The 24,024-nt window shown below is 71.2% G+C and carries 21 protein-coding genes and 1 riboswitch; of the genes, 1 reads left to right on the forward strand and 20 read right to left on the reverse strand.

Features of this window, described 5'->3' with window-relative positions:
* Window positions 1–2 precede the first annotated feature (2 nt).
* The gene (locus OG627_RS04275; RefSeq protein WP_329061560.1) at window positions 3–827 is read right to left on the reverse strand and encodes an SGNH/GDSL hydrolase family protein; all 825 of its coding nucleotides are present in this window, start codon (window positions 825–827) and stop codon (window positions 3–5) included.
* A 185-nt stretch (window positions 828–1,012) separates the two neighbouring features.
* Window positions 1,013–2,050 (reverse strand): M23 family metallopeptidase, encoded by a 1,038-nt coding sequence (locus tag OG627_RS04280; protein WP_329061562.1) that lies wholly within the window; start codon window positions 2,048–2,050, stop codon window positions 1,013–1,015.
* A 2-nt stretch (window positions 2,051–2,052) separates the two neighbouring features.
* Window positions 2,053–2,215, reverse strand: a riboswitch (cyclic di-AMP (ydaO/yuaA leader).
* A 449-nt stretch (window positions 2,216–2,664) separates the two neighbouring features.
* Between OG627_RS04280 and OG627_RS04285 the strand changes: the two genes are divergently transcribed.
* Window positions 2,665–3,489: a tyrosine-protein phosphatase gene (locus OG627_RS04285; protein WP_329061564.1), complete on the forward strand. Its 825-nt coding sequence runs from the start codon at window positions 2,665–2,667 to the stop codon at window positions 3,487–3,489.
* A 15-nt stretch (window positions 3,490–3,504) separates the two neighbouring features.
* On the opposite strand, the gene OG627_RS04290 is transcribed toward OG627_RS04285, so the two are convergent.
* From OG627_RS04290 to OG627_RS04375, 18 genes are all read right to left on the reverse strand, one after another.
* Entirely contained in the window at window positions 3,505–3,624 is a 120-nt protein-coding gene (locus OG627_RS04290) for a DUF6126 family protein (RefSeq protein WP_329072342.1), read from the reverse strand.
* A 167-nt stretch (window positions 3,625–3,791) separates the two neighbouring features.
* A complete protein-coding gene (locus OG627_RS04295; protein ID WP_329061566.1) occupies window positions 3,792–4,415 on the reverse strand; it encodes a helix-turn-helix domain-containing protein in 624 nt (207 codons plus the stop codon).
* A 75-nt stretch (window positions 4,416–4,490) separates the two neighbouring features.
* Complete coding sequence (locus OG627_RS04300) at window positions 4,491–5,885, reverse strand: aspartate aminotransferase family protein (RefSeq protein WP_329061568.1); 1,395 nt, start codon at window positions 5,883–5,885, stop codon at window positions 4,491–4,493.
* Entirely contained in the window at window positions 5,882–7,762 is a 1,881-nt protein-coding gene (gene dxs, locus OG627_RS04305) for a 1-deoxy-D-xylulose-5-phosphate synthase (RefSeq protein ID WP_329061570.1), read from the reverse strand. The genes OG627_RS04300 and dxs overlap by 4 nt, the downstream gene beginning before the upstream one ends.
* Window positions 7,763–7,910: 148 nt before the next feature.
* Window positions 7,911–8,930, reverse strand: a complete 1,020-nt coding sequence (gene hpnH, locus OG627_RS04310) for an adenosyl-hopene transferase HpnH (RefSeq protein ID WP_329061572.1) — start codon at window positions 8,928–8,930, stop codon at window positions 7,911–7,913.
* Between the two features lie 5 nt (window positions 8,931–8,935).
* The gene (locus tag OG627_RS04315; RefSeq protein WP_329061574.1) at window positions 8,936–9,595 is read right to left on the reverse strand and encodes a phosphorylase family protein; all 660 of its coding nucleotides are present in this window, start codon (window positions 9,593–9,595) and stop codon (window positions 8,936–8,938) included.
* Window positions 9,595–11,610, reverse strand: a complete 2,016-nt coding sequence (gene shc, locus OG627_RS04320) for a squalene--hopene cyclase (protein ID WP_329061576.1) — start codon at window positions 11,608–11,610, stop codon at window positions 9,595–9,597. The genes OG627_RS04315 and shc overlap by 1 nt, the downstream gene beginning before the upstream one ends.
* Before the next feature lie 134 nt (window positions 11,611–11,744).
* The gene (locus OG627_RS04325; protein WP_329072344.1) at window positions 11,745–12,803 is read right to left on the reverse strand and encodes a polyprenyl synthetase family protein; all 1,059 of its coding nucleotides are present in this window, start codon (window positions 12,801–12,803) and stop codon (window positions 11,745–11,747) included.
* 53 nt (window positions 12,804–12,856) lie between these two features.
* The gene (hpnE, locus tag OG627_RS04330) at window positions 12,857–14,248 is read right to left on the reverse strand and encodes a hydroxysqualene dehydroxylase HpnE (protein ID WP_329061578.1); all 1,392 of its coding nucleotides are present in this window, start codon (window positions 14,246–14,248) and stop codon (window positions 12,857–12,859) included.
* 139 nt (window positions 14,249–14,387) lie between these two features.
* Window positions 14,388–15,326, reverse strand: a complete 939-nt coding sequence (gene hpnD, locus OG627_RS04335) for a presqualene diphosphate synthase HpnD (protein ID WP_329061580.1) — start codon at window positions 15,324–15,326, stop codon at window positions 14,388–14,390.
* Between the two features lie 8 nt (window positions 15,327–15,334).
* Complete coding sequence (gene hpnC, locus OG627_RS04340; RefSeq protein WP_329061582.1) at window positions 15,335–16,255, reverse strand: squalene synthase HpnC; 921 nt, start codon at window positions 16,253–16,255, stop codon at window positions 15,335–15,337.
* A 379-nt stretch (window positions 16,256–16,634) separates the two neighbouring features.
* Window positions 16,635–17,420, reverse strand: a complete 786-nt coding sequence (locus OG627_RS04345; RefSeq protein ID WP_329061584.1) for an ABC transporter ATP-binding protein — start codon at window positions 17,418–17,420, stop codon at window positions 16,635–16,637.
* The gene (locus OG627_RS04350; protein WP_329061586.1) at window positions 17,413–18,342 is read right to left on the reverse strand and encodes an ABC transporter permease; all 930 of its coding nucleotides are present in this window, start codon (window positions 18,340–18,342) and stop codon (window positions 17,413–17,415) included. The genes OG627_RS04345 and OG627_RS04350 overlap by 8 nt, the downstream gene beginning before the upstream one ends.
* 100 nt (window positions 18,343–18,442) lie before the next feature.
* Window positions 18,443–19,315 (reverse strand): glycosyltransferase family 2 protein, encoded by an 873-nt coding sequence (locus OG627_RS04355; RefSeq protein ID WP_329072346.1) that lies wholly within the window; start codon window positions 19,313–19,315, stop codon window positions 18,443–18,445.
* 5 nt (window positions 19,316–19,320) lie between these two features.
* Entirely contained in the window at window positions 19,321–20,100 is a 780-nt protein-coding gene (locus tag OG627_RS04360) for a CDP-alcohol phosphatidyltransferase family protein (RefSeq protein ID WP_329061588.1), read from the reverse strand.
* Window positions 20,078–21,139 (reverse strand): iron-containing alcohol dehydrogenase family protein, encoded by a 1,062-nt coding sequence (locus OG627_RS04365; protein ID WP_329061590.1) that lies wholly within the window; start codon window positions 21,137–21,139, stop codon window positions 20,078–20,080. The genes OG627_RS04360 and OG627_RS04365 overlap by 23 nt, the downstream gene beginning before the upstream one ends.
* Window positions 21,127–21,876 (reverse strand): phosphocholine cytidylyltransferase family protein, encoded by a 750-nt coding sequence (locus OG627_RS04370; protein ID WP_329061592.1) that lies wholly within the window; start codon window positions 21,874–21,876, stop codon window positions 21,127–21,129. Before OG627_RS04370 ends, OG627_RS04365 begins: the two co-directional genes overlap by 13 nt.
* Complete coding sequence (locus OG627_RS04375; RefSeq protein ID WP_329072348.1) at window positions 21,873–23,810, reverse strand: DUF5941 domain-containing protein; 1,938 nt, start codon at window positions 23,808–23,810, stop codon at window positions 21,873–21,875. Before OG627_RS04375 ends, OG627_RS04370 begins: the two co-directional genes overlap by 4 nt.
* Between the last annotated feature and the right edge of the window lie 214 nt (window positions 23,811–24,024).

Raw genomic sequence — 24,024 nt, forward strand, 5'->3', positions numbered from 1 at the left:
CCTCAGTGTTCGAGGGGCAGAAGATCGGGCCGTTTCGCCTCCACGTGGTCGCCGGAGGACTCGCCGCGCAGCCTGCGTCCGATCCAGGGGACCAGATACTCGCGCGCCCAGTGGATGTCGTCGCGCCGCTCCTCCAGGGTGCCGCGCGGGGGCAGCGGGGGCCATGCCTGGTCCGGGTCAGCGGGGACGTCGACCCCGAGCACCTGGGCGGCGCGCAGCGCGACCCGGGTGTGCCCCTCGGGCGACAGATGCAGCCGGTCGCCGTCCCAGGCCCGCCTGTCCTGGACCGACTTGAGGGACCAGAGGTCCAGCACGGAGCAGCCGTAACGGTCGGCGATGGACCGGGTGTGGAGGTTGAACGTGGCGATCTTGCCGCGCAGATGGCGCAGTACGGGGACGCCACGGGTGTCGAAGCCGGTGGCCAGCACGACGGTGCCGACGGCTTCGGTGAGGTCGGCGACGGCCCGCTCGAAGCGTTCGGCCACCTCGTCGGGGTCGGTGCCGGGACGGATGATGTCGTTGCCGCCCGCGCAGAAGGTCACCAGGTCCGGGGCGAGAGCCCTCGCCCGGGGAATCTGCTCCTCGACGACCTGGTCGAGGAGTCGGCCGCGTACGGCGAGGTTGGCGTAGCGGAAGTCCCCGTGCGCGGTGTCCACCGTCGTACCGGTGTGCGGGAGTTGGTCGGCGAGGAGGACCGCGAGCCGGTCCGCCCAGCCGACGAACAGACCGTCGGGTCCCGGGTCGCCGACGCCTTCCGTGAAACTGTCGCCGATCGCCGCGTACGACCCGAACACATCATTTCTTCTTGTTCTCGAATCGTTTGCCACAGCGAGACATCCTTCACCCGGGGATGTGACCTACGCGACCGTAAGGAGGGGTTGACCAGGGGTGAGAAACACCATCGGTCAAGTTTCCCCCAACCGGGAATAGCCGGAAACGGCCGCCGCCCGGTACGAGGTACCGGGCGACGGCCGTGACGGGCCGGGTGGCGGATGCCGTCGGGACGGACGGGTCAGACGGTGACGCCCTGCGAGCGGAGGTAGGCGATCGGGTCGATGTCCGAGCCGTAGTCGGGGCCGGTGCGGACCTCGAAGTGCAGGTGCGGTCCCGTGACGTTGCCGGTAGCGCCGGAGAGGCCGATCTGCTGCCCGGCGGAGAGGCTCTGGCCGACGGAGACGGACAGGGCCGACAGGTGGGCGTACTGCGAGTACTTGCCGTCGCTGTGCCGGATGACGACCTGGTTGCCGTACGAGCCGCCCCATCCGGCCGACACGACGGTGCCCGCGCCGATCGCCTTGACCGTGGAGCCCGACGAGGCGATGAAGTCCACGCCCGTGTGGTAGCCGCTGGACCAGCTGCCGCCCGCCGCGCGGTAGGAGGTGCCGATCGACGCGTCGACGGGCTTGGTGAAGCCGGCCCCGGTGGTCTGCGTGGCCGTGTTGGAGGCGGAGGTGCCGGTGGACGTGCCCGCGGAAGCGCTGGAGCCGGTGCCGGACGACTTGGGCGCGGTGGACTTCGGCGCCGAGGACTTGGGCGCCGTGGAGCCGGTGCCGGAGGACTTCGCCGGCGCCTCGGCCGCGCCGCTCGACGTGGTGGACGGCGCCGAGGCCGCCCGCGCGCCGATGCTCAGCTTCAGACCGGGGTGGATCAGCCCGGGGTCGCCGCCTATGGCCTGGCGGTTGTCCTCGTACAGCTGCTGCCAGCCGCCCCGTACCCGCTGCTCCGCCGCGATCTTGGACAGATAGTCGCCGGAGACCACGGAGTAGACCTTGGTCTTCTTCGTCGTCGCGGTCGCCTGCGCGGCGGTCTGCGTCGCGGTCGTCCGGGTCACGGCGGACTGCTGCGCGGCGAGCGGCAGGCTCGGCGCGGTGTGCGTCGTGGCGGGGGCCGCCTGCGGCGCGGCGGCGGGTGCGGCGCCCTGCTGGGCCGCGTGCGCACCGGTGGCGCCGATGAGCGGCAGCGCGATGGCGGCGCTCCCCGTACCGGCGACGATGAATCCGCGCGAGAACGGATTGGCCTTGGGGCGGCGGTGCTTACCCTTGGCGGGCATGGTGCGTTCCTCTCCGGCGCCTACGAGGTGAGCTGTCGGGTTCGGGCTGGAGCTGCCCGGTCGCGCGTGGTGCGCGACTTCACCCCTAGCCGCTCCGGAGTGTCCGGATCGGCGTACTACCTGGGTCCCCCGCTCCTGCCACACGTGGATGGGTGGATGTGTGGTCCGGTCGGCGGCAGGATTCGGCGTTCCGTCCGGATTGAGGGTGAACGTAAGCGAGTCGGACGGCCGGAACAAGCGGCTGTTTTGAGCCACGGCCCGTCACTCGAATATCACCGAGCACCACCCGTCACCCTGCGTGGACTACGGATCTTCGGTTCCCTTACGAGGTGGCGCTCCCCCTTCCCACCGTCACCACGCAACGTCACGGATATGATCCTGCTCACCCGCGACCTCTCATCTCCCCTGCTAACAGGGCAGGTTATACATAACATCGCAATACGGATAGATCCCTATTAGGGCGATATTCGACCTCGTGCGATGTCCGATTGGTGGGCATCTGAATCCTGTCCCGCCGGACCCGATACCTCCGATCACTCCCGAACGGATGTCGTAGGGTCAGGAGTCGACTTCGTCGGCGAGCCGCGCCGGCGGCAGACACGGAGGAGCACGCCGTGACGCAGCAGCTTCCGCAAGTCCCGTCGGCAGAACCCCAGCTGTCCGCTGTGCGCAACTTCCGCGACGTGGGCGGCCTGCCGACCACGGACGGCAGGCGGGTGCGCGGCGGCGTCCTCTTCCGCAGCGGCCACCTCGCCCACGCCACCGCCGCCGACGCGGCGTACCTCGCCGGCCTCGGGCTGCACACGGTGTTCGACTTCCGCAACTCCGCCGATCTGAGGCTGGACGGCTCGGATGTCGAGCTGCCCGGTGTGCGCCACGTGAACATCCCGCTCTCCGACCCGGCCGACGGCGCGGAGTTCTGGCGGATGGTCCGGGACGGCGATCTCGACCAGTTGCGCTCGCTGCTCGCCGAGGGGAAAGCCGCGGCCCGGATGATCGGCTCGTACCGGACGATCATCACGGAGCGCACCGCCGAGCACAGCCGGGTGCTGCACGCGCTCGCCGAGGAAGCCGTCCCCGCGCTCATGCACTGCGCTGCGGGCAAGGACCGCGCCGGGCTCTCCATCGCGGTGACCCTGCTGGCGGTCGGGGTCGAGCCCGACGCGATCGAGGCCGACTACCTGATGTCCAACGATCCGCACCGCCGCTACCGGGTGCGCCGCAGCGACAGCTCCCCGGCCGGGACCTCCCCGGAGGTGATGGAGCTGCTCGGTCCGCTCTTCGACGCCCGCGCCGAGTACCTCGCCGCCGCGTTCGAGAGCATCGAGAAGACCTGGGGAACCACCGAGCGCTATCTGACCGAGGGGCTCGGGCTCGCCCCCGAGACGCGCGAGCGGCTGCGCGACCGGCTCCTCGAAGAAGGCGGCGGCAACGGCTGACGGCGCCCCGGCCCGCTACCCCTTGGCTCCCAGGGTGAAGAGCAGATAGAGGAAGAAGGCGAGGACATGGCCCGCCACCAGATAGGCGAAGAGCCGGATGACCAGCCCCATGGGGAACGTCTTCTCCTCGTCCATCACCCGATCGGGCACCCGGTCCGGCGCTCGGTCCGGCGCTCGGTCCGGCACGGTGTCCGGCGCCGCCTCCGGTTCGGCGGGTTCCGCGGGCTCGGCGGGTCCGGCGGCTTCGGTGGTGGGCACGGTCTTCTCTGTCTCCGGCATGGTGGCGGACCTCTCTCGGCAGGTCAGCGGCGATGAACCTCGCCGCCGAAGCACAGCTCGGCGGCGGGGCTCTGCAGCAGGGTGTGGACGAAGAGCAGCTCGGTCCCCCCGGGACCGGCCGCGGCGATCCGGTGCGGGGTGAGCGAGTCGAAGTGCGCGCTGTCCCCGGGGCCGAGCACATGCGCGGCATCCCCGAGGCTCAGCCGCAGCGGCCCGTCGAGGACGTAGAGCCACTCCTCCCCCGGGTGTACGCGGACGAGGTCGCCCTGCACCCCGTACGGCACCTGGAGCCGCAGCGGCTGCATGGCTCTGCCGGGCGCTCCGGCCTGGTGGTACGTCCAGCCGTCGGCCGCCACGGGCTCCATCCGGGCGGCCCGGACTATGGGATCGCGTTCCGACGGCAGCTCCCCGAGGAGTTCGGAGACGGTCGTACCGTAGATACGGGCCAGCCCGAGCAGCATGGGCAGCGAAGGCTGGCGGCGCCCCGTCTCCAGCCGGGACAGATGGGCGGGCGAGAGCCCCGCCCGCCGGGCCGCCGCCTCCAGGGTGAGCCGTCGGCCCCGGCGCAGCTCGCGCAGGCGGGGTGCGACGTCGGGCAGCTGGTCGGTGGGGTCGTCGGGCGGCTCTCCGGCGGGAGGTGTGCTCATACCTCCATTGCGCCAGCATCTTTCCTCTGAGGCAAATCCCTTGCCTCAGAGGCAAAACGTCGCGTCGGTCGGCGGCTACCTGTTGGCGACCGCCTGCTTCACCAGTGTCTTCCCGAAATCCCACATGAGCCCGCCGCCGCCGTGGGCGTCGTCCATCACGGCCGTGAAGGCGTCCACGAAGCGGTCGACCTCCCGTTCCCCGATGGTCAGCGGCGGAATCAGCTTGATCACTTCCAGATGGTCGCCGGAGACCTGGGTGAGGATCCGGTGCTTCTGGAGCAGCGGTACGACCACCATCTGCGCGAAGAGTCCCTTGCGGGCGGCCTGGAGCATGGTCCACCGGCCGCGCAGCCTGATCGAGTCGGGACGGCCGAACTCGATGCCGATCATCAGACCCCGGCCGCGTACCTCGTGCAGCAGCTCGTAGCGGTCGACGAGCGCGGCCAGCCGGGTCCTGAGCAGATCACCGGTGACGCGCGCGTTCGCCACGGTCCCCTCGTCCTCCATCACGGCGAGGACGGCCAGCCCCGCCGCCATGGCCTGGGCGTTCGAGCCGAAGCTGGCCGAGTGGACCAGGACCCGGTCCATCGAGGAGTAGACGCGTCTGAAGATCCAGTCCTTGCCGAGGGTCGCGCCGACCGGCACATAGCCGCCGGAGAGCGCCTTCGCCACGCAGACGAGGTCCGGCTCGACGCCCTCCTCGTGCTGGTACGCGTAGAAGTCGCCGGTCCTGCCGAGACCGGTCTGCACCTCGTCCACGATGAGCAGTGCCTTGTGGCGGTGCAGCAGCTCCTGGGCGGCGCGCAGAAAGCCGGGCGGCGCCGCGTGCACGCCTTTGCCCTGGATCGGCTCGACCACGAATCCGGCGACGTCGCCCCGCTTCAACTCCCTTTCCAGCGCGTCGAGATCGCCCATGGGAATCGCCGTGTCGGGCAGCAGTGGCGCGAATCCGTCGCGGAAGCCGTCCTCGCCGTTGACCGACAGCGAGCCGGTGGTCAGTCCGTGGAAGGCGTGGGCGCAGTAGAGGATCCTGGGCCTGCCGGTGGCGTACCGGGCGAACTTGAGGGCCGTCTCCACGGCTTCCGTGCCGCTGTTGCCGAAGAACACCCGGTCCAGATGGGGGCTGTGGGTGAGGAGTTCTTCGGCGAGGAGGCCGGGCAGCGGCTGGCAGTCGAAGCGGGTGAGGTCGGCGAGCGAGGCGTCGAGGACGTCGTGGAGGGCCTTGCGTACGACGGGATGGTGCCGGCCCAGGCCCATCACGCCGAAGCCGGCCAGCATGTCCAGGTAGTCGTTGCCGTCCTCGTCCCAGAAGTAGGCGCCCTCGGCCCGCTCGTAGACCCGGTCGAAGCCGATGGTGTGCAGCATGCGCGGGAGCTGGTGGTTGAGATGCCTGGTGTGCAGCTCATAGCGCTCGGCGCCGCGCTCGGCGAGGAGTCTTTGCAGGTCGAAGCCCTTGGGCTCGGTCGTCATTCCTTGTTCTCCTTGGGGCCTAGGGCCGCGCTGATCCGTCCCGCGATCTCCACCGGGGTGAGCCCGATGTCGGCGAGTACCTCGGCGCGCTTGCCGTGGGCGAGGAACTGTTCGGGGATGCCGAAGGTCCGCAGCGGTACGTCCACACCGGCGTCGCGCAGCGACTGGCCCACGGCCGAACCCACGCCGCCGCTGCGGCTGTTGTCCTCCACCACGGCGACCAGCCGGTGCCCGGCGGCCAGCGGCGCGAGCTGTTCGTCCACGGGCTTGACCCAGCGCGGGTCCACGACGGTGCAGCCGACGCCGCGCTCGGCGAGCAGCTCGGCCGCCGCGAGACAGACGGGGGCGAGGGCGCCCACCGAGACGAGCAGCACCTCGGCGTCCTCCGCCCGGCGCAGCACGTCCATTCCGCCCAGCCGTCCGACGGCCTCGATCGGCCGGCCGGCCGATTCCTTGGCGAACCGTACGACCGTCGGCGCGTCGTCCACGTCGACGGCCTCGCGCAGCTGGGCCCGCAGCTGGGCGGCGTCGCGCGGGGCGGCGATCCGCAGGCCGGGCACGCACTGGAGGATCGACATGTCCCACATGCCGTTGTGCGAGGCGCCGTCGGTGCCGGTGACCCCGGCCCGGTCGAGGACGAACGTGACGCCGCAGCGGTGCAGGGCGACGTCCATCAGCACCTGGTCGAAGGCGCGGTTGAGGAAGGTCGCGTAGACGGCGACGACCGGATGGAGGCCGCCGGTGGCGAGGCCGGCGGCGGAGACCGCCGCGTGCTGCTCGGCGATCCCGACGTCCCAGACCCGGTCGGGGAAGCGTTCGGCGAACTTCGTCAGCCCGACGGGGTGGAGCATGGCCGCCGTGATCGCCACGACGTCCGGCCGCTCGGCGCCGATCTCGGCGATCTCGTCCCCGAACACGGAGGTCCAGGACGGGCCGGCCGGCGGGGTCAGGGGCTCGCAGGTGAGCGGGTCCATCGCGCCCACGGTGTGGAAGCGGTCCGCCTCGTCCTCCAGGGCCGGCGCGTAGCCGCGGCCCTTCTCGGTCAGGCAGTGCACCAGTACGGGTCCGTGGAAGCGTTTCGCCCGCAGGAGGGCGGATTCCACGGCGGCGACATCGTGTCCGTCGATCGGTCCGACGTATTTGAGGCCCAGGTCCTCGAACATGCCCTGCGGGGCGAAGGCGTCCTTGAAGCCCTTCTTGGCGCCGTGCAGCGACTCGTAGAGCGGCCGGCCCACGACGGGGGTGCGCTGGAGGAGGTCCTTGCCCCAGGCGAGGACGTCCTCGTAGCCGTCGGTGGTACGGAGGGTGGCGAGGTGGTTGGCGAGGCCGCCGATCGTCGGCCCGTAGGACCGTTCGTTGTCGTTGACGACGATGATCAGCGGACGGTCCTTGGCGGCGGCGATGTTGTTCAGCGCCTCCCAGGCCATACCGCCGGTGAGCGCCCCGTCACCGATGACGGCCACGACGTGTTCGTCCCGGCCGAGCACCTCGCGCGCCTTGGCGAGGCCGTCGGCCCAGCCGAGCACGGTGGAGGCGTGCGAGTTCTCGATGACGTCGTGCGCGGACTCCTCGCGGGAGGGGTAGCCGGACAGGCCCCCCTTGCCGCGGAGTTTGGAGAAGTCCTGCCGTCCGGTGAGCAGTTTGTGCACATAGCTCTGATGGCCGGTGTCCCACAGGACGCGGTCGACGGGTGAGTCGAAGGCCCGGTGCAGGGCGATGGTCAGCTCCACCACCCCGAGGTTGGGCCCGAGATGACCGCCGGTCCTGGCCACCGCGCGGACCAGGAACTCTCTGATGTCCTCGGCCAGTTCGCCGAGTTGGTCCGTTGTCAGCGCCTTGAGATCGTCCGGCCCCCGGACACTTTCCAGGATCGACACGTGCGGCCCCCTCTCGGATACGTTTCACCTCACGGTGGCGGCGGGCAGCCACCGACGGCGGGCCCCCTGCCCTCCCGGGCCCGCGGTGACCGCCGGGCCGGTCGCGCGGGGTCCCCCCGGCGCGACCGGCTCTCCGGCGGTCATGACGTCACCGCGTCCCGACGACCGTCTCGCGAGCCGCCCGCAGGGACTCCTTCAGCGAGCCCATGGTGGCGAGGACGGCGGTCGGCTCGTAGCCGCAGTGCGCCATGCAGTTGGCGCAGCGCGGGTCCTTGCCGCGGCCGTACTTGCTCCAGTCGGTCTCCTCGACGAGCTGACGGTACGTCGGCACATACCCGTCGCTCATCAGGTAGCAGGGCCGCTGCCAGCCGAAGAGCGAGTAGTTGGGGATGGCCCACGCCGTGCACGGGAAGTCGGCCTTGCCTTCGAGGAAGTCCAGGAACAGCGGCGAGTGGTTCAGCCGCCAGCGTCCCCTGTTGCCGCCGGAGAACGCCTTCTTGAACAGCTCCCTGGTCTGCTCGACACCCAGGAAGTGCTCCTGGTCGGGGGCCTTCTCGTAGGCGTAGGCGGGCGAGATCATCATCTCGTCCACCTTCAGGTCGTCATTGAGGTAGTTGAGCACCTCGATGATCGTCTGCGGTGTGTCGGTGTTGAAGAAGGTGGAGTTGGTGGTCACCCGGAAGCCGCGGCTCTTGGCTTCCTTGATGGCCGCCACGGCCTCGTCGAACACGCCCTCCTTCGCCACGGACTCGTCGTGCCGCTCGCGCAGCCCGTCGATGTGCACGGCGAAGGCGAAGTACGGCGAGGGGGTGAACTTGTCCAGCTTCTTGCGCAGCAGCATCGCGTTGGTGCAGAGGAAGATGTACTTCCGCTTGGCCACCAGCTGACGGACGATCTCGTCGATCTGCGGATGCATCAGCGGCTCACCGCCGGCGATGGAGACCATCGGCGCGCCGGACTCCAGCACCGCCCCGACGGCCTGGGCGACGGGCATGCGCTGCTTCAGGACCCCGGCGGGGTGCTGGATCTTCCCGCAGCCCTCGCAGGCCAGATTGCAGGCGAAGAGGGGTTCCAGCTCGACAATGAGCGGGAACTTCTCACGCTTGCGCAGCTTCTGTTCGAAGAGATACGTCCCGACCCTGATGGTCTGACGGAGCGGCATGGCCATCTAGCTCACCTCCTGGGGAGCAGCAAAGAACGGTGCCATTCATGAAAAGCAGGAAAGACGGCACGAAGAACACGAAAGGCTGATATTCCACCGCGCACTGTGCCAATACGGACCAGCTCATGCTCTGGAGCGTCCACGATCACCCGGACGGCCGCAACCGGGCGGGGGCCGGACGCCAGCGCGCTGTGCAGCGTGGCGGCGGACTCCATGTCCACCGCGAGCGCCCCGGTGGCGCGCAGCGCCGCCCGCTCCCGGCCCCGTACCACGTGGTCGGAGCCGGTCAGCGGCCCGGTGTGGACCGTGTGCCCGGGTACGGCCCTGACCAGGGCGTCGACGAGCGGCCCCGTCCCCGTACAGGGGATGGTGCCCCGCGGGCCCCGGGTCTCCTCGGCGACGATCAGGTCACCCGGGCGCATCCCCGGGGCGAGCCCGGCACAGAATCCGGACGCGATGACGGCCGCGTCCCGGTGCGCGGGCTCGCCGAGCGCGCGTGCCACTGCGCGCTCGGCGTTCCTGGGCCCCATGCCCGTACGCACCACGGTCACCGGTCCGGCCGCCTCGCCCCGGCCGCCGCGCAGGGCGAGGCGTTCGATGGAGAGCGCGCAGGCGATCAGGAGCGAGGTGGGCGGAGCGGGACGGGGCGACGGCCCCGAGGACCGCTCCATCAGCTCCCCTTGCGCGTGCCGGCGAGTGCGGCGAGGGCCTTGGGCTCTCCGTGGACGTACCGGCCGAGCGCCGTGAGGGGGAAGACCTGCCGGTAGAGGTGGTAGTTGATCGAGAAGTCCCAGGGGAAGCCGGTACCGGTGAAGTACGGCTCGTCCCAGGAGCCGTCCTCCCGCTGGGTCTCGGCGAGCCAGGCGACGCCCCGCTCGACGGCCTTGCTCTCCCGCTCCCCGGCCGCGAGGAGCGCGAGGAGCGCCCAGGCGGTCTGGGAGGCGGTCGTGGCGCCGTGCCCGATCCACGCCTCGTCGCGGTACGAGCGCAGGTCCTCGCCCCAGCCGCCGTCCTCGTTCTGGACGGATTCGAGCCAGGAGACGGCGCGCCGGATCGCGGGGTGGGAGGTCGGCAGCCCCGCCGCGGTCAGCGCGGGCACCACCGATCCCGTTCCGTACACGTAGTTGACGCCCCAGCGCCCGAACCAGCCGCCGAAGGTCTCCTGTTCGGCGAGGAGCCACTCGATTCCGCGCCGGGTGTCGGGGTGGTGGGCCTTGCCCTCGTAGGCGAGCATCTCCACGACATGCGCGGTGACGTCGGCGGAGGGCGGGTCGATGACCTCGCCGAAGTCGCAGAACGGCAGCCGGTTGGGGAACGGGCTGGTGTTGTCGGCGTCGAAGGCGCCCCAGGCCCCGTTCCTGGACTGCATGCCCAGGTTCCACCCGACACCGCGCTCGATCGCGGCGTCCTGCCGCTCGGTGTCGGGGTGCGCGACCCGGCGCAGCGCGAGGATGACCTCGGCGGTGTCGTCGATGTCGGGGTAGTTGTCGTTGTGGAACTCGAACGCCCAGCCGCCCGGGGTGAGCCCGGGTCTGCGCACCGCCCAGTCGCCGGGGCGCACGATCTGTTCGCCGATCATCCAGTCGGCCGCCTTGACCAGCGCCGGGTGGTCGGGGCTCAGCCCCGCGTCGGCGAGCGCGATGGTGGCGAGACAGGTGTCCCAGACCGGGGACTGACACGCCTCGATCATCCGGGCGCCGTCCTCGCGGCGGACGGCGAACCGGTCGAGCGATTCGAGTCCGGCGCGCATGACCGGGTGGTCGAGGTCGTATCCGAGCAGGTGCAGGGCGATCACGGAGTAGACGGCGGGCGGCTGGATCCCGCCCCAGCAGCCGTCGTTCTCCTGGCGCTCGATGATCCAGCGCGCGGCGGCGTTCATGGCGCTTCTGCGCAGCCTGCGGGGCGCGAACCGGTGGTAGACGTGCAGGGCCTTGTCGAGCCGCTGGAAGACGCCGTCCCAGCTGGTCACCGGCGCCGGCCGAGCGCTCCGGCCGCCGGCGGGCGGGGCGGCGACCAGTTCGTCGAGGGCGAAGGGCGCGGGCCGTACGGGCCGCTTGGCCGAGACGATGGTCAGCGGCACGATGGTCTGCCGGGCCCAGCAGCCGAAGTCGTAGATGTTGAGCGGGAACCACTTGGGCAGGAAGACCAGCTCCGGGGGCAGTTCGGGGAGGTCCTCCCACTTCCACCAGCCGAAGAGGGCCAGCCAGACCCGGGTGAAGACCCGGCTCCCGGCGATTCCCCCGTGTTCGCGTACCCACTGGGAGGCACGCGCCATGTGCGGGTCGTCGGGCCGGTCCCCGGCCAGTCGCAGGGCGACATACGCCTCGACGGTGGCGGAGAGGTCGCTGGGGCCGCCGTGGAAGGTGGCCCAGGTGCCGTCCGCGCGCTGCTCGCCCCGGATGAAGAGGCCCGCGTCATGGGTGGTGCGGGCGTCCTGGACTCCGAGGAACTGACGCAGCAGCAGATCCTCGGCGTCCATCGTCACATTGGTGGCCAGGTCGCCCTTCCACCATCCCTGGGCGTCCTGCCGGCCGAGCAGATGCTCGACGGATCGTGCGGTGGCCCGCTCGGCGGCGACCCTGATCGGGTCACCGCCCGGCGCGGGGACGGTGGTATCGGTGGTTCCGTTGCCCGAAGGTGCGCGGGGTCCCACGGCCCCGGTGCTTCCGTCGGTCGTCGCTGTCATGGCTTCCCCTTCGTGCAGTGGTGTGCTTCTGCTGTGCTGGGGTCTCCGTCGTCCGGCGCTGTTAAGGGCGGCGGACGGCGACTGCTCGGGATATGGGGATCAACACCAGGAAAGGAGGCATAAGGGAATCGTGATCATCTCTTCCGTACGACGACGAAGTCGGCGAGCGCGACGAGCTGCGCCCGGACCTTTTCCGGCATGTCCACACCATCAAGAGCCTCGATGGCGATCGCGTGCTGCCTGCGGGCCTCCTGGGAGGTCCACTCGCGGCCACCAGCTTCCTCGATCAACGCCGCGCGCGTGGCGAACTCTTCCTCGGAAAAGGTCTCGAAATCATTGCTTTTCGCATCGGCGGCCAGCAGTTCGCCGAGCCGCTCGGACGCCGGGCCGCCCGCGGCGAGCGCGGCGACGACGGGAAGCGACTTCTTGCGCTGGCGCAGATCGCTCCAGGTCTGCTTTCCGGTGGCCTCGGGATCGCCCCAGATCCCGAGCAGATCGTCCACGGCCTGGAACGCCAGGCCGAGGTGGTGGCCGTACGCCTCCAGCGTGTCGGCCGTCCGGTCATCGGCTCCGCCGAGGACAGCGCCGATGGAGACCGCGCAGGCCAGCAGGGCGCCGGTCTTGTTGCCCTCCATCTCCAGGCACTCCTCGACGGTGACCCGCTCGCGGTGCTCGTAGGAGATGTCCTGGGCCTGACCGTCGATCAGCTTGCGGGTGGCGGTGGTCAGCCGGCGGGTCGCGCGGCCCGCCTCGGGCGTGCCGATCTCCAGCAGCACCTCGTTGGCGAGCGCGAAGAGCGCGTCGCCGACCAGGATGGCCTGCGCGGGACCGTGCACCTTCCATACGGTGTCGCGGTGGCGGCGCTGCTCGTCACCGTCCATCAGGTCGTCGTGCAGCAGCGAGAAGTTGTGGACGAGTTCCACCGCCACGGCGGCGGGAACGCCCGTCTCGGCGGTGGCTCCGGCCGCCTCGGCGGAGAGCAGCGAGAGCGCGGGGCGCACCGCCTTGCCGCCGTCGCCGTCGGCGGGCCGGCCCTCGGCGTCGATCCAGCCGAAGTGGTAGGCGGCGACGGTGTCCATGGGTGCGGCGAGCCGTTCGACGGCGGCGCGCAGCACCGGCGTGGACAGGCTCCTCCCGCGCTCCAGCAGCGCGTGGACATCCGCGGTGTCGACAGCCGGATTGGCCGGGGGCACAGTCGGCACGGTCTCTCCTCTTGTTCCAGTACTCGTTGGTGCGGTACTCGGGCTCATGCCGCCTCCCGCAAGGGGTGTTCGTGGCGGCGGCCGAGTTCACGCAGGGCCGCGCCCGCGGCGCTGAAGCCGCTGCGCACCGCGCCCTCCATGGTCGCGGGCCAGCCGGTGGCGGTCCACGCGCCGGCCAGGTAGAGGCCGGGGGCGCGGGTGCGGGCGGCCGGCCGCAGCCTGCCCACGCCGGGGACGGGGGCGAACGTCGCGGTGCGCTCCCGGGTGACGAAGAAGTCCCGTACCTCCGCCCCCCCGGCGGCGGGCAGCAGGCGTTCGAGTTCGGGCAGATAGCGGGCGCGCAGCTCCGACACGGGCGCGTCGATGTCGTCGTCGGCCACCGACTGGGACAGCGCCAGGTACTGGCCCTCCTTCAGCCCCGAGGCGTCGGTGCGGTCGAAGACCCACTGGACGGGCGTGCCGAGCGCGGCGAAGAAGGGGCGCCGGAGCACCGGGCGGTCGTAGACGACATGGACGTTGAGGATCGGCGCTGTGCCGATCTCCAGCAGCCGGCCGGGGTGTTCGAGCGCGCCCTCGGGCAGCAGGTCGTGCGTCTCGCGCTGGGGTACGGCCAGGACGACGGCGTCCGCGTCGAGCCGCTCGCCGTCGAGGTCGACGTGCCAGCCGCCGCCGGGGGCGCGGGAGACGGAGCCGACGCGGGTGCGCAGCTCGGTGCGTACCCCCGCGGAGTCCAGCGCCTTGCGCGCCAGGGTGTCGTGCAGTTCGCCGAGCGGGACCCGCGCCCAGCCGATGTCGGCGGCGCCGGGCTCGGAGAGCAGTCCGGTCTTGAAGACCATGGCGGCGAGCCCGAGGGAGGCGTGGGGCGCGGTCGCGTTGAGGGTCGCCACGCCGACCAGGTCCCACAGCGCCTCGATGGTGCGGGCGGACTGTCCGTGCCGGCTGAGCCAGGTGGCGAAGTCCGTGTCGTCCAGGGCGGGATCGCCGAGGTCGAGCCGTTTGAGGGCGAGCGCGGCGCGGCCGACGGAGGCCCGTTCGGCGAGCGAGAGATGCGGGTACGCGGCGAGTCCGGCGGCCAGATGCAGCGGTACGGGCAGCGCGTTGCGGCGGATCCGGCCCAGCCGGGGGCCGCGGCCGGAGCCGACGTCGAGCACGGGAACGTCCAGCCGGTCCTGGAGCGGCGCGAGCGCGGCGCCGTCCACCCGGTCCAGGAACCACCGGTAGGCGGTGCAGCAGCGCAGATAGACGTGCTGGCCGTTGTCGACGACGAGGTCGCCGCGGCGGAAGGAGAAAGCAAGGCCGCCGAGCCTCGGCCGTCCCTCGACGAGCGTCACCCGCACCCCCGCGTCGGCGAGCTGTAGGGCGGCGGTGATCCCGGCGAGCCCAGCGCCGACCACGACCGCGTGGTGGGCCCGCGTGCCGTCCTCGGTCGACCTCATACGTTCCCTCCTACGGCCGTCGTAGTCAGGGACGCGTCATATACATCCGGGGTTGAGCGATTCCGGTGCGTACACATATTCGACGGGAGGGGCCGGGCGGGGGCGGCGGGCGACAGGGCGACGCGCACGGGGTGCCGCATCAGCCGCGCCTCCTGACGGCCTGCCGGGAGATGTTCCGGGCGTCGAGACCGGAGAGCCCGCGCACCGCGACATACGCCTTCTCGTGACCGGGCAGCGAGACCCGGCCGCGCAGGACGGCGAGCGGGTCGCGCTCGATCCGGTCGAGGAGCCTGCGGTAGATCCCCGCCATGGCGGCCGTGCAGGCACCGCTGCGCCGGTCGAGCAGGGGCAGCAGCCGCAGCCCCTCGGCGAACAGGGCGCGCGCCCTGCGCACCTCGAAGTGCACGAGTCCGGCGAAGTCGGCTCCGGCGGCCGGGGTGGCGCTGTGGAATCCCTCGGAGCAGCCGAACTTGGCGAGGTCGTCGGCGGGCAGATACGTACGCCCGTTGCCCGCGTCCTCCCGCACGTCCCGGAGGATGTTGGTCAGCTGGAGGGCGAGCCCCAGCGTGTCGGCGTACTCGGCGGCGCGCTCGGCGCCGGGCGCGCCCGGCACGGTGCCGAACACGCCGAGCGAGACCCGCCCGATGGCCCCGGCGACACACCGGCAGTAGACCTTGAGGTCGTCCCAGGTCTCGTAGGTGTCGCCCCGGACGTCCATCAGCACGCCGTCGATCAGCTCGTCGAGCCCGCCGAGCGGGATCGGGAAGCGGTGCGCCGCGTCCGCGAGGGCGACGGCGACCGGGTCGGTGTCGTACTCGTCGATCTCGCCGGCGCGGACCCGCTCCAGCAGGGCGCGGGTGTCGTCGAGCCGCGCCTGCTTGATCCCCGGCGCCAGCGTGCCGTCCCCGATGTCGTCCACCCGGCGGGCGAGCGCGTACATCGCGGACAGGGCCTGCCGCTTGTCGGTCGGCAGCAGCCTGATGCCGTAGGCGAAATTACGGGCCTGCTGCCCGGTGACGGCCTCGCAGTAGCTGTAGGCCGCCAGTACCGGTGCGGACATGGGCGTCTGTCCCTCCATGTTCCCGCTCACCCCTCTCTGTGCGCACGTCGCAGGACGGCTCCCACTTCGCGCAGCAGACGCGGCTTGGTGGGTTTGGGCGGCCCGGGGAGCACATCGTGCCCGGCGGCCGCGATCGAAACGAGGGCGGCGCGCCCTCCGGCCACGAATCCGGCGAGCAGCAGCCTGAGCCTGCCGTGGACGCTGCCCACCAGCGGGGTGCCCTCGTCCAGCAGCAGCCGCGCGCGTTCCGCCTCGAAGGCGATCAGGGCGCGCACCGAGGCGCCGGCGCTCGGCGCGGCCAGATCCGCTTCAGTGACGTGGAAGCGCTTCATGTCCTCGGCGGGCAGATAGACCCGGTCGCGGCCGAGGTCCTCGGTCACGTCCTGGAGGTGCTCGACGATCTGGAGCGCCGTGCACACGGCGTCGGAGCGCCGGATCCGCTCGGGGCTCGCGGTGCCGGTGATCCCGAGGACGAGGCGGCCGACCGGGTTGGCGGACAGCTCGCAGTACGCGAGCAGGTCGTCGTAGGTCTCGTAGCGCCGCACCAACTGGTCCTGCCGGTTGGCCTCGATCAGACCGAGGAACGGCCCGGGGGTGAGCGAGCGGCGCCGGACGGTCGGGATCACGCCGCGCAGCAGCGGATGCGCGGGGGCCGGGCCCGCCGGATCGAAGACGCGCCGCAGGTCGGCCTCGAAGGCGTCGAGCATCGCGGTCCGGTCGTCGGCGGAGGCGGGGTCCACACCGAGGTGGCGGGCGTCCGCGCCGCCGGGGGCCAGATCGCCGTCGCCGATGTCGTCCACCAGCCGCGCGTAGCCGTACACGGCCATCAGGTCGTCGCGCCAGGCGCGCGGCAGGAAGAACGGTGCCACGGGGAAGTTCTCCTCCGTGGCCTTGTCGAGGGTGGCGCGCGCGGAGCCGCCGGGGCCCACCCGTGGGGTGCCCGTCACCGCGCACTGCCCGGTACGGGGACGGCGGAATCCTCGCGGAGCTGGAGATTTTCCGTCATTGCCGTCACATCTCCCGTTCTACACTGCCGACTCAATACATCCCATTTCGGACACGCCGCCGGTCGCGGCGAGTGCGGAAGGCCGCTCGGCGGGCAGGGTGCTCAGTGGGTATTGGCCCCACTTGCCGCGAATCGGCCCAGCACAGCTTACGTTGTACAACTAAGAGGAACACCTCGGGGTGTTGAGCGCATTACAAGAGCATCGCGACCCATCCCAACCATCCCCCGGCGTAATGGACTTGACCGACTTTTGACACAAGGCCCCCGCCGGAGAGGATCCGGCGGGGGCCGTACGACCGCGGCGGGGGCGGGCCGGGTGACTACTTGCCGGTCTCCTTCTCGTACGCCTTGAGCACCTCGTCGGTGGGTCCGTCCATCAGCAGCTCGCCCTTCTCCAGCCACAGCACCCGGTCGCAGGTGTCCCTGATCGACTTGTTGCTGTGACTGACCAGGAATACGGTGCCCGCCTCCTTGCGCAGTTCCCTGATCCGCCGCTCCGAGCGGATCTGGAACCGGCGGTCACCGGTGGCCAGCGCCTCGTCGATCATCAGGACGTCGTGGTCCTTGGCGGCGGCGATGGAGAACCGGAGCCGGGCGGCCATGCCCGAGGAGTAGGTGCGCATCGGCAGCGTGATGAAGTCGCCCTTCTCGTTGATGCCGGAGAAGTCGACGATCGACTGGTAGCGGTCCCTGATCTGTTCGCGGGTCATGCCCATGGCGAGGCCGCCGAGGATGACGTTGCGTTCACCGGTCAGATCGTTCATCAGGGCGGCGTTGACCCCGAGCAGGGACGGCTGGCCGTCGGTGTAGACCTTGCCGCTCTCGGCGGGGAGCAGACCCGCGATGGCACGCAGCAGGGTCGACTTGCCGGAGCCGTTGGTGCCGATCAGGCCGATCGCCTCGCCGCGGTACGCGGTGAAGGTGACCCCCCGCACGGCGTGCACCTTGCGGACCCCGCGCGACTCCCCCTTGTCGCGCCGGAGTATGCGGCTCAGGGCCGCGGTGGCGCTGCCTCTGGCGCTGCCCCCGGTGTTGACGCGGTACACGATGTGCACGTCGTCGGCGATGACGGTGGGGATCCGTCCCTGGTTCTTCTCCTCAGCCACGGCCGTACCGCTCCTCAGCCTTCCAGAAGTACACGAAGCCGGCGACGCCCAGCAGCACCGACCACGCCAGCGCCACCAGCCAGACGTGCGCGGGCAGGTTCGATGAGCTGTAGCCGTCGATCAGCGCGTACCGGACGAGATCCATGTAGATCGCGGCCGGGTTGTACTGAAGGACGTCGGCGATCCAGGCGGGCTTCTTCTCCAGCATGACCGGGATGGAGAACATCACCCCGGACGAGTACATCCAGGTACGCAGGATGAACGGCATCAGCTGGGCCAGGTCGGGCGTCTTGCTGCCCAGCCTGGCCATGATCAGCGCGAGCCCGGTGTTGAAGACGAACTGGAGGGCCAGCGCGGGCACCACCAGCAGCCAGCTCAGCCGGGGATAGCTGCCGAAGCCGACGGCCACGACGACCAGGACGATCATGGAGTACATCAGCTGCTGGAGCTGCTGGAGCGAGAAGGAGATCGGCAGGGAGGCCCGGGGGAAGTGCAGCGCCCGCACCAGGCCCAGGTTGCCGGAGATCGCCCGGACCCCGGCCATCACCGAGTTCTGGGTGAAGGTGAAGACGAAGACGCCGGTGACCAGGAAGGGGATGAATACTTCCTGGCTGAAGCCCTTCCTGGTCCCGAGGATCAGGCCGAAGATCAAGTAGTAGACAAGGGCGTTCAGCAGCGGCGTCGCCACCTGCCACAGCTGGCCCAGCTTCGCCTGGCTGTACTGGGCCGTGAGCTTCGCCTGGGAGAAGGCCAGGATGAAATGGCGCCGGCCCCACAGCTGCCGGATGTAGTCCCGCAGTCCTGGCCGGGCACCGCTCACCGCCAGCCCGTACTTGGCGGCGAGATCGGCCGAGGACAGACCGTCGTCGGGCGAAGGGGGGGCGCTCACAGCGATCGCACCCTCTTGGGTTGTGTCACTCACAAGTTGAAACTTTCGTGTTCAAGATGCGCAGCCGGTCGGGCGAGGGCGGGGGACCCGCGCCCCGGGAGAAGTACGCCCGATGCTCTCAGAGCCGAGCTTGTCAGATGACGGGCGGTCGGCCCAACCGGGTCAGCCGCCACACCGTACGCCACTTCATGGGACGGCGCGGGCCGCACGGCGTGGCCCAGCCTTCCCGGAACCCGGCGAACCATGCCTTGAGCGCCGGCACGGAGGGACGTCTGACCAGAGTGAGCAGGAGCCACACACCGAGATAGCCGGGAACGAGAGGCGCGGGCAGATTGCGACGGGCCAGCCACACCCGGTTACGGGCGACCATGCGGTGGTAGACCGCGTGCCTCGACGGCGGCATGGTCGGGTGGAGGAGCACCATGTCGGCGCGGTAGTCGATCATCCAGCCGGCGTCCACGGCCCGCCAGGCGAGGTCGGTCTCCTCGTGCGCGTAGAAGAAGTCGCCGGGGAGCGGGCCGACCTCCTCGATGACCTTCGTCCGTACGGCGTTGGCCCCGCCGAGGAAGGTCGTCACCCGCGACGAGCGCAGCGGGTCGGAGGCGCGCAGCCGGGGGACGTGGCGGCGCTGGGTGATTCCGGTCTCCGGGTCGGCGATCCGGAAGCTGACGATGCCCAGGGCGGGATCGGCGGTGAACGCCTTCCGGATCAGCTCGGCGGTGTCGGTGCGGTCCAGCAGCCCGTCGTCGTCGAGGAAGAGGAGGACGTCCGCGTCGGAACCGGCCGCGCCGAACGCCTCGATGCCGACGTTGCGGCCGCCCGGGATACCGAGGTTCTCCGGCAGCTCGACGGTCCGCACCCCGGCCGGAACGGCGCCCACGGGGGCGCCGTTGCCGACCACGACGGTCTCGATGGGGTCGCCGTCCTGCCGGGCGACCGAGTCGAGCAGCGCGCGCAGATCACCGGGTCGGTCACCCATGGTGATGATCACCGCGCCGAGCCGCATGCCGCTCACTTCAGCCTGCTGGACGCCAGGATGGAGACCAGGTGCAGGAGCGTCTGGAGGATCGCGATCCCGGCGAGGACGGCGATGCCGAGGCGGCTGAAGTACAGGTCTCCCCTGGCCGAGTCCAGGATCGCCAGGAGAAGGATCAGCAGGGACGCCTCGATACCGAGGATGAGCCGGTGGAACTTGAGCGCCCCGGCGGCCCTGCGAGCCAGCGCCATACCGGACGAGCGCGGCTCGGAGGCCGACTCCTTGACCGGGGCAAGCCCTTGCTGATGACGGGCGACGCCGACCAGGTCGGTCTCGGCCTTGACCAGGATGGCGCCGAGGGCGGCGAGCGTACCGAGGAAGGCCCACAGCCAGTCGGTCCGGCCGGTGCCCCACAGGTCGGCGCCCCGCAGCCCGAAGCCGACCAGAACGGCGGCGTCGCACAGATAGGCGGCGACCCGGTCCAGGTACACCCCGGTCATCGAGTACTGCTTCTTCCAGCGGGCGATCTCCCCGTCGACGCAGTCCAGCAGCAGATAGAGCTGGACCGCCAGCACGGCGAGCAGCGGGCCCGTGATGCCCGGCACCAGGAGGGCGGGGGCGGCGAGGGCACCGGCGACGGTCATCACGTACGTCAGCTGGTTGGGCGTGACCCGTGTGTTCACCAGGTACCGGTCGACGCGCAGCGAGATTTCCCGCATGTACATACGTCCGGCCCAGTGCTCACCACTGCGCCGGTCCTTCACTCCTGCCGGGTGGACGACCGGGCGGAGTTCAGCTACTGAGGGTCGAGGCATAGTCGGCGTACGCGTCCCTGATCTGGTCGGTGGACAGGTCGAGGTGCTCAAGGATGGTGAAGCGGCCCGGACGGGTCTGCGGCGCGTAGGCGACGGCCCGTACGAACTCGTCGACGGTGAAGCCGATCTCCTCGGGCAGCACGGGCAGCCCGTGGCGCCGCAGCACTTCGGTGAAGAGCCGCGACTCCCGGTGGGCGCCGCGCAGATGCATGGCGAAGGCCGCGCCGAGGCCGACCTGCTCGCCGTGGAGCGCGGCGCGCTTGGGGTGGAGCAGGTCGAAGGCGTGGCTGATCTCGTGGCAGGCGCCGGACGAGGGCCGGGTGTCGCCGCTGATCGACATGGCGATGCCGGAGAGGACCAGCGCCTCGGCGAGAACGGTGAGGAACTCGTCGTCGCCGACCCCGCCGGGGTGGCGCAGGACGGCTTCGCCGGCGGTACGGGCCATGGCGGCGGCGAGGCCGTCGACGGATTCGCCGTTGATCTGGTGGGACAGCTCCCAGTCCGCGATGGCGGAGATGTTGGAGACGGCGTCCCCGATCCCGGAGCGCACGAAGCGGGGCGGCGCGTCCCGGATGACATCGAGGTCGACCACCATGGCGATCGGGGTGGGGACGCCGTAGGAGCCCCGGCCGTTGTCGTTGTCGAGGATCGAGACGGGCGAGCAGATGCCGTCGTGCGAGAGGTTGGTGGCGACGGCCACCATCGGCAGTCCGACCCGGGCCGCCGCGTACTTCGCCACGTCGATGATCTTGCCGCCGCCGAGGCCCACCACCGCGTCGTACCGCTTGCCCTTGATGTCGTCGGCGAGCTTGACCGCCGAGTCGATCGTGCCGTCGCCGACCGGGAACCAGTCGGCGTCGGGCAGCAGCGGGCCGAGCTGCTCGCGCAGGGCCAGGCCCGAGCCGCCGCTGATGGCGATGGCCAGCCTGCCCGAGCCGGAGATCCGCTGGTCCGCGAGGAGACCGGCGAGATCGTCCATGGCGCCGGGCCTGATGTCCACGACGACCGGCGAGGGGATGAGCCGGGTCAGTACTGGCACGCGATCTCACGGCCCTTCGCGAGGTCGGCGTGGTTGTCGATCTCGACCCAGGGGATGTCGCCGATGGGCGCCACGTCGATGGTCAGGCCCCGGTCGACCAGCTCCTGGTAGCCGTCCTCGTAGTAGAGGTCGGGGTCCTTCTCGAAGGTGGTGCGCAGCGCGTCGGCCAGGTCGGCGGCGGCCTCGGGCTCGATCAGGGTGACGCCGATGTACTCGCCGGTCGCGGTGGCCGGGTCCATCAGCTTGGTGATGCGGGTGACGGCCCCGGCGCCGTCCGTGATGACCTTCATCTCCTCGTCGGCGAGGTGCTTCACCGTGTCGAGGGCGAGGATGATCCGGCGGCCCTCGCCGCGCGCGGCGAGCAGGTCCTTCTCGACGGAGACGGGGTGCACGGTGTCACCGTTGGCCAGGATGACCCCGCGGGCGAGGACGTCGCGGGCGCACCAGAGGGAGTAGGCGTTGTTCCACTCCTCGGCCTTGTCGTTGTCGATCAGGGTGAGCTTCAGGCCGTACGTCCGCTCCAGGGCGGCCTTGCGCTCGTACACGGCTTCCTTGCGGTAGCCGACGACGATCGCGGCCTCGGTCAGCCCGACCGCGGCGAAGTTGCCGAGGGTCAGGTCGAGGACGGTGGTGGTGCCCTCCCCCGCCGGGTCGACCGGCACGAGGGCCTTGGGCAGCGTGTCGGTGTAGGGGCGCAGACGCCGTCCTGCACCGGCGGCGAGTACGAGGCCGATCATGCGGTTTCTCCTTCGTCGTGTACGGCGGGGGCTCCGGAGGACACCCAGAACCGGATGGACTCCGTGAGCGCGATCAGCGCCACGGCGACGGCGAGCAGCGTCAGGACCGGCGCGAAGTCGCTTCCGCGCGTGAGGAAGGCGGCGAGGACGACCAGGAACGTACGGCCCTCGTGCCCGCCGAGCAGCCGGACGAGCCAGTGGGGCGGGGCTCCGGCGCCGCCGCGGATCCGGTACACCGTGTCGTAGTGATGGTAGGCGACCGCCGCGACCAGCCCGAACGCCGCGGGCAGGGCGCCGGGTACGTCGGCGCGGAAGGCGAAGATCAGGACAGTGCTGTACTCGGCCGCCCGGAAGACCGGCGGTATCAGCCAGTCGAGGGCGCCGCCCATCCGGCGGGCGACGACGAACCCCGAGGTCAGGACGTACACCAGGGCGCCGAGGAGGAGCACCGGGCTGTCGAGGTGCGCGAAGGCCGCCGCGCAGACGACGGCGGCGCCGCCGGCCAGCGCGGTCAGGAACGGCAGCGGGCCGCGCAGCGCGCGGGCCGGGCGGCGCAGCACCCGCGCGACGGTCTCGGCGAGCGGTCCTGAGTCGGCCAGGTCGGCGAGCGCGTCGGCGGCGCGGTCGGTACGGACGGCCTTGCGGGTCACCGAGCGCAGGACCCGTCCCGCGGTGGTGTAGCAGGCGGCGAAGGCGCAGCCGGCGAGCAGGGCGTAGAAGACGATCCGGGGCGTGGTCAGGGCGGTGAGGACGGCGATCATGGCCCAGCGCTCGCCGATCGGCAGCACGATCATGCGGCGTATCCAGACCGTCCAGCCGACGCTGTCGAGCCTGCTGGAGAGGGCGGAGGTGGGGGTGCCCACCACGGCCTTGCCGTCGGCCGCCGCGGTGGCGGCGTCGGCGTTGGCCTCGTTGAACGAGAAGTCGACGAAGTGCCGGCAGCTCTGGAGGACCATCGCGGCGAGCGCCAGCGCCCATACGTCGTCACCGCCGCGGGCCGCGCCGAGCGCGAGGCCCGCGTAGTAGGCGTACTCCTTGGCGCGGTCGAAGGTGGCGTCCAGCCAGGCGCCCATCGTGGAGTACTGGAGCGAGTAGCGGGCGAGCTGCCCGTCGGTGCAGTCCAGGACGAAGGAGAAGATCAGCAGCGCGCCGGCGGCGACGTAGCCGCCGCGGGTGCCGGTGGCCGCGCAGGCCGCCGCGATCAGGGCGGTGATCAGCGAGGCGGTGGTGACCTGGTTGGGGGTCAGTCCGCGCCGGGCGCACCAGCGGGCGAGGTAACGGGAGTACGGGCTGACGCAGAAGGTGGTGAAGAAGCCGTCGCGGGCCTTGACCGCGGAGCGCAGCCGTACCGCCTCGTCGTCCACGGCGGCGACCTCGGCGGCGGCTTTCTCCCTGGTGCGCGCGTTGGCCGGTACGGCGGCGATGAGCGACCCCAGGTCGGGCCGGGTGACCGGGGTGCCGTCGGCGTCGAGCGCGAGCGCGGCCCGGTCGGCGAGGTCCAGACCGGAGGGGCTCACCGGTCCGGCGAAGTCCGGTGCGGAGCCGAGCTGTTCGGTGTCCGGGCGGGAGGGCGCGGCGACGGTGGCGGTGGCCGCGTGCGGCCCGGCCGTGCCGGTCCGCGCCGGGGTCCCGTCGTCCGCCAGCGCGGTCAGGGCGCGCAGCAGCGCGGGGCGCGCCTCGGGCTGGGCGGTGAGCGCGCCGGGGACGGCGGCGGCCGGGAAGCGCGGGTCGGTCAGCGCCAGCCGCAGGGCGTGGACGTGGCCGACGAAGCGGGGGTCGACCAGGGCGACCCGCTCGGCGGCGGGGGCCGAGGCGATCAGTTCCCGGGCCTCGATGGCGCCCGGCGCGTTACGTACGTCGAAACCCAGCGCCCGCAGATCGCCTTCGAGCGACGATCCGGGTACCGGAGGACCGGCGAGGATGGCGGTCGGCAGACGAACTCACTCCTTGGCACTGACAGGGCTGGGGGCGCGACGGCACCGCCCGGTATCCGGGCGGGGGCGGCATGTCGGCAGAGGCTATCGGATGGACGGAAGGGCGAGTTCACCGCCCGTTTACGCCCCGGTCGCCTTGGTCCGGGCGGGGAACCGCCCAGGCGTGGATCATCATTGTCGATCGGTGCGCGTCCCACCAAACCGCGACCGGCGG

This window comes from Streptomyces sp. NBC_01429 (assembly GCF_036231945.1).
Classification (GTDB): Bacteria; Actinomycetota; Actinomycetes; order Streptomycetales; family Streptomycetaceae; genus Streptomyces.

Coding starts and splice junctions, on each gene's coding strand:
- OG627_RS04300 (WP_329061568.1), bottom strand. CDS start 5,885: ATGACGACCGAGCCCAAGGGCTTCGACCTGCAAAGACTCCTCGCCGAG.
- hpnE (WP_329061578.1), bottom strand. CDS start 14,248: ATGAGGTCGACCGAGGACGGCACGCGGGCCCACCACGCGGTCGTGGTC.
- hpnD (WP_329061580.1), bottom strand. CDS start 15,326: ATGGAGGGACAGACGCCCATGTCCGCACCGGTACTGGCGGCCTACAGC.
- shc (WP_329061576.1), bottom strand. CDS start 11,610: ATGACAGCGACGACCGACGGAAGCACCGGGGCCGTGGGACCCCGCGCA.
- OG627_RS04290 (WP_329072342.1), bottom strand. CDS start 3,624: ATGGACGAGGAGAAGACGTTCCCCATGGGGCTGGTCATCCGGCTCTTC.
- OG627_RS04315 (WP_329061574.1), bottom strand. CDS start 9,595: ATGGAGCGGTCCTCGGGGCCGTCGCCCCGTCCCGCTCCGCCCACCTCG.
- hpnH (WP_329061572.1), bottom strand. CDS start 8,930: ATGGCCATGCCGCTCCGTCAGACCATCAGGGTCGGGACGTATCTCTTC.
- OG627_RS04295 (WP_329061566.1), bottom strand. CDS start 4,415: ATGAGCACACCTCCCGCCGGAGAGCCGCCCGACGACCCCACCGACCAG.
- OG627_RS04360 (WP_329061588.1), bottom strand. CDS start 20,100: ATGCCTCGACCCTCAGTAGCTGAACTCCGCCCGGTCGTCCACCCGGCA.
- OG627_RS04370 (WP_329061592.1), bottom strand. CDS start 21,876: ATGATCGGCCTCGTACTCGCCGCCGGTGCAGGACGGCGTCTGCGCCCC.
- OG627_RS04355 (WP_329072346.1), bottom strand. CDS start 19,315: ATGCGGCTCGGCGCGGTGATCATCACCATGGGTGACCGACCCGGTGAT.
- OG627_RS04280 (WP_329061562.1), bottom strand. CDS start 2,050: ATGCCCGCCAAGGGTAAGCACCGCCGCCCCAAGGCCAATCCGTTCTCG.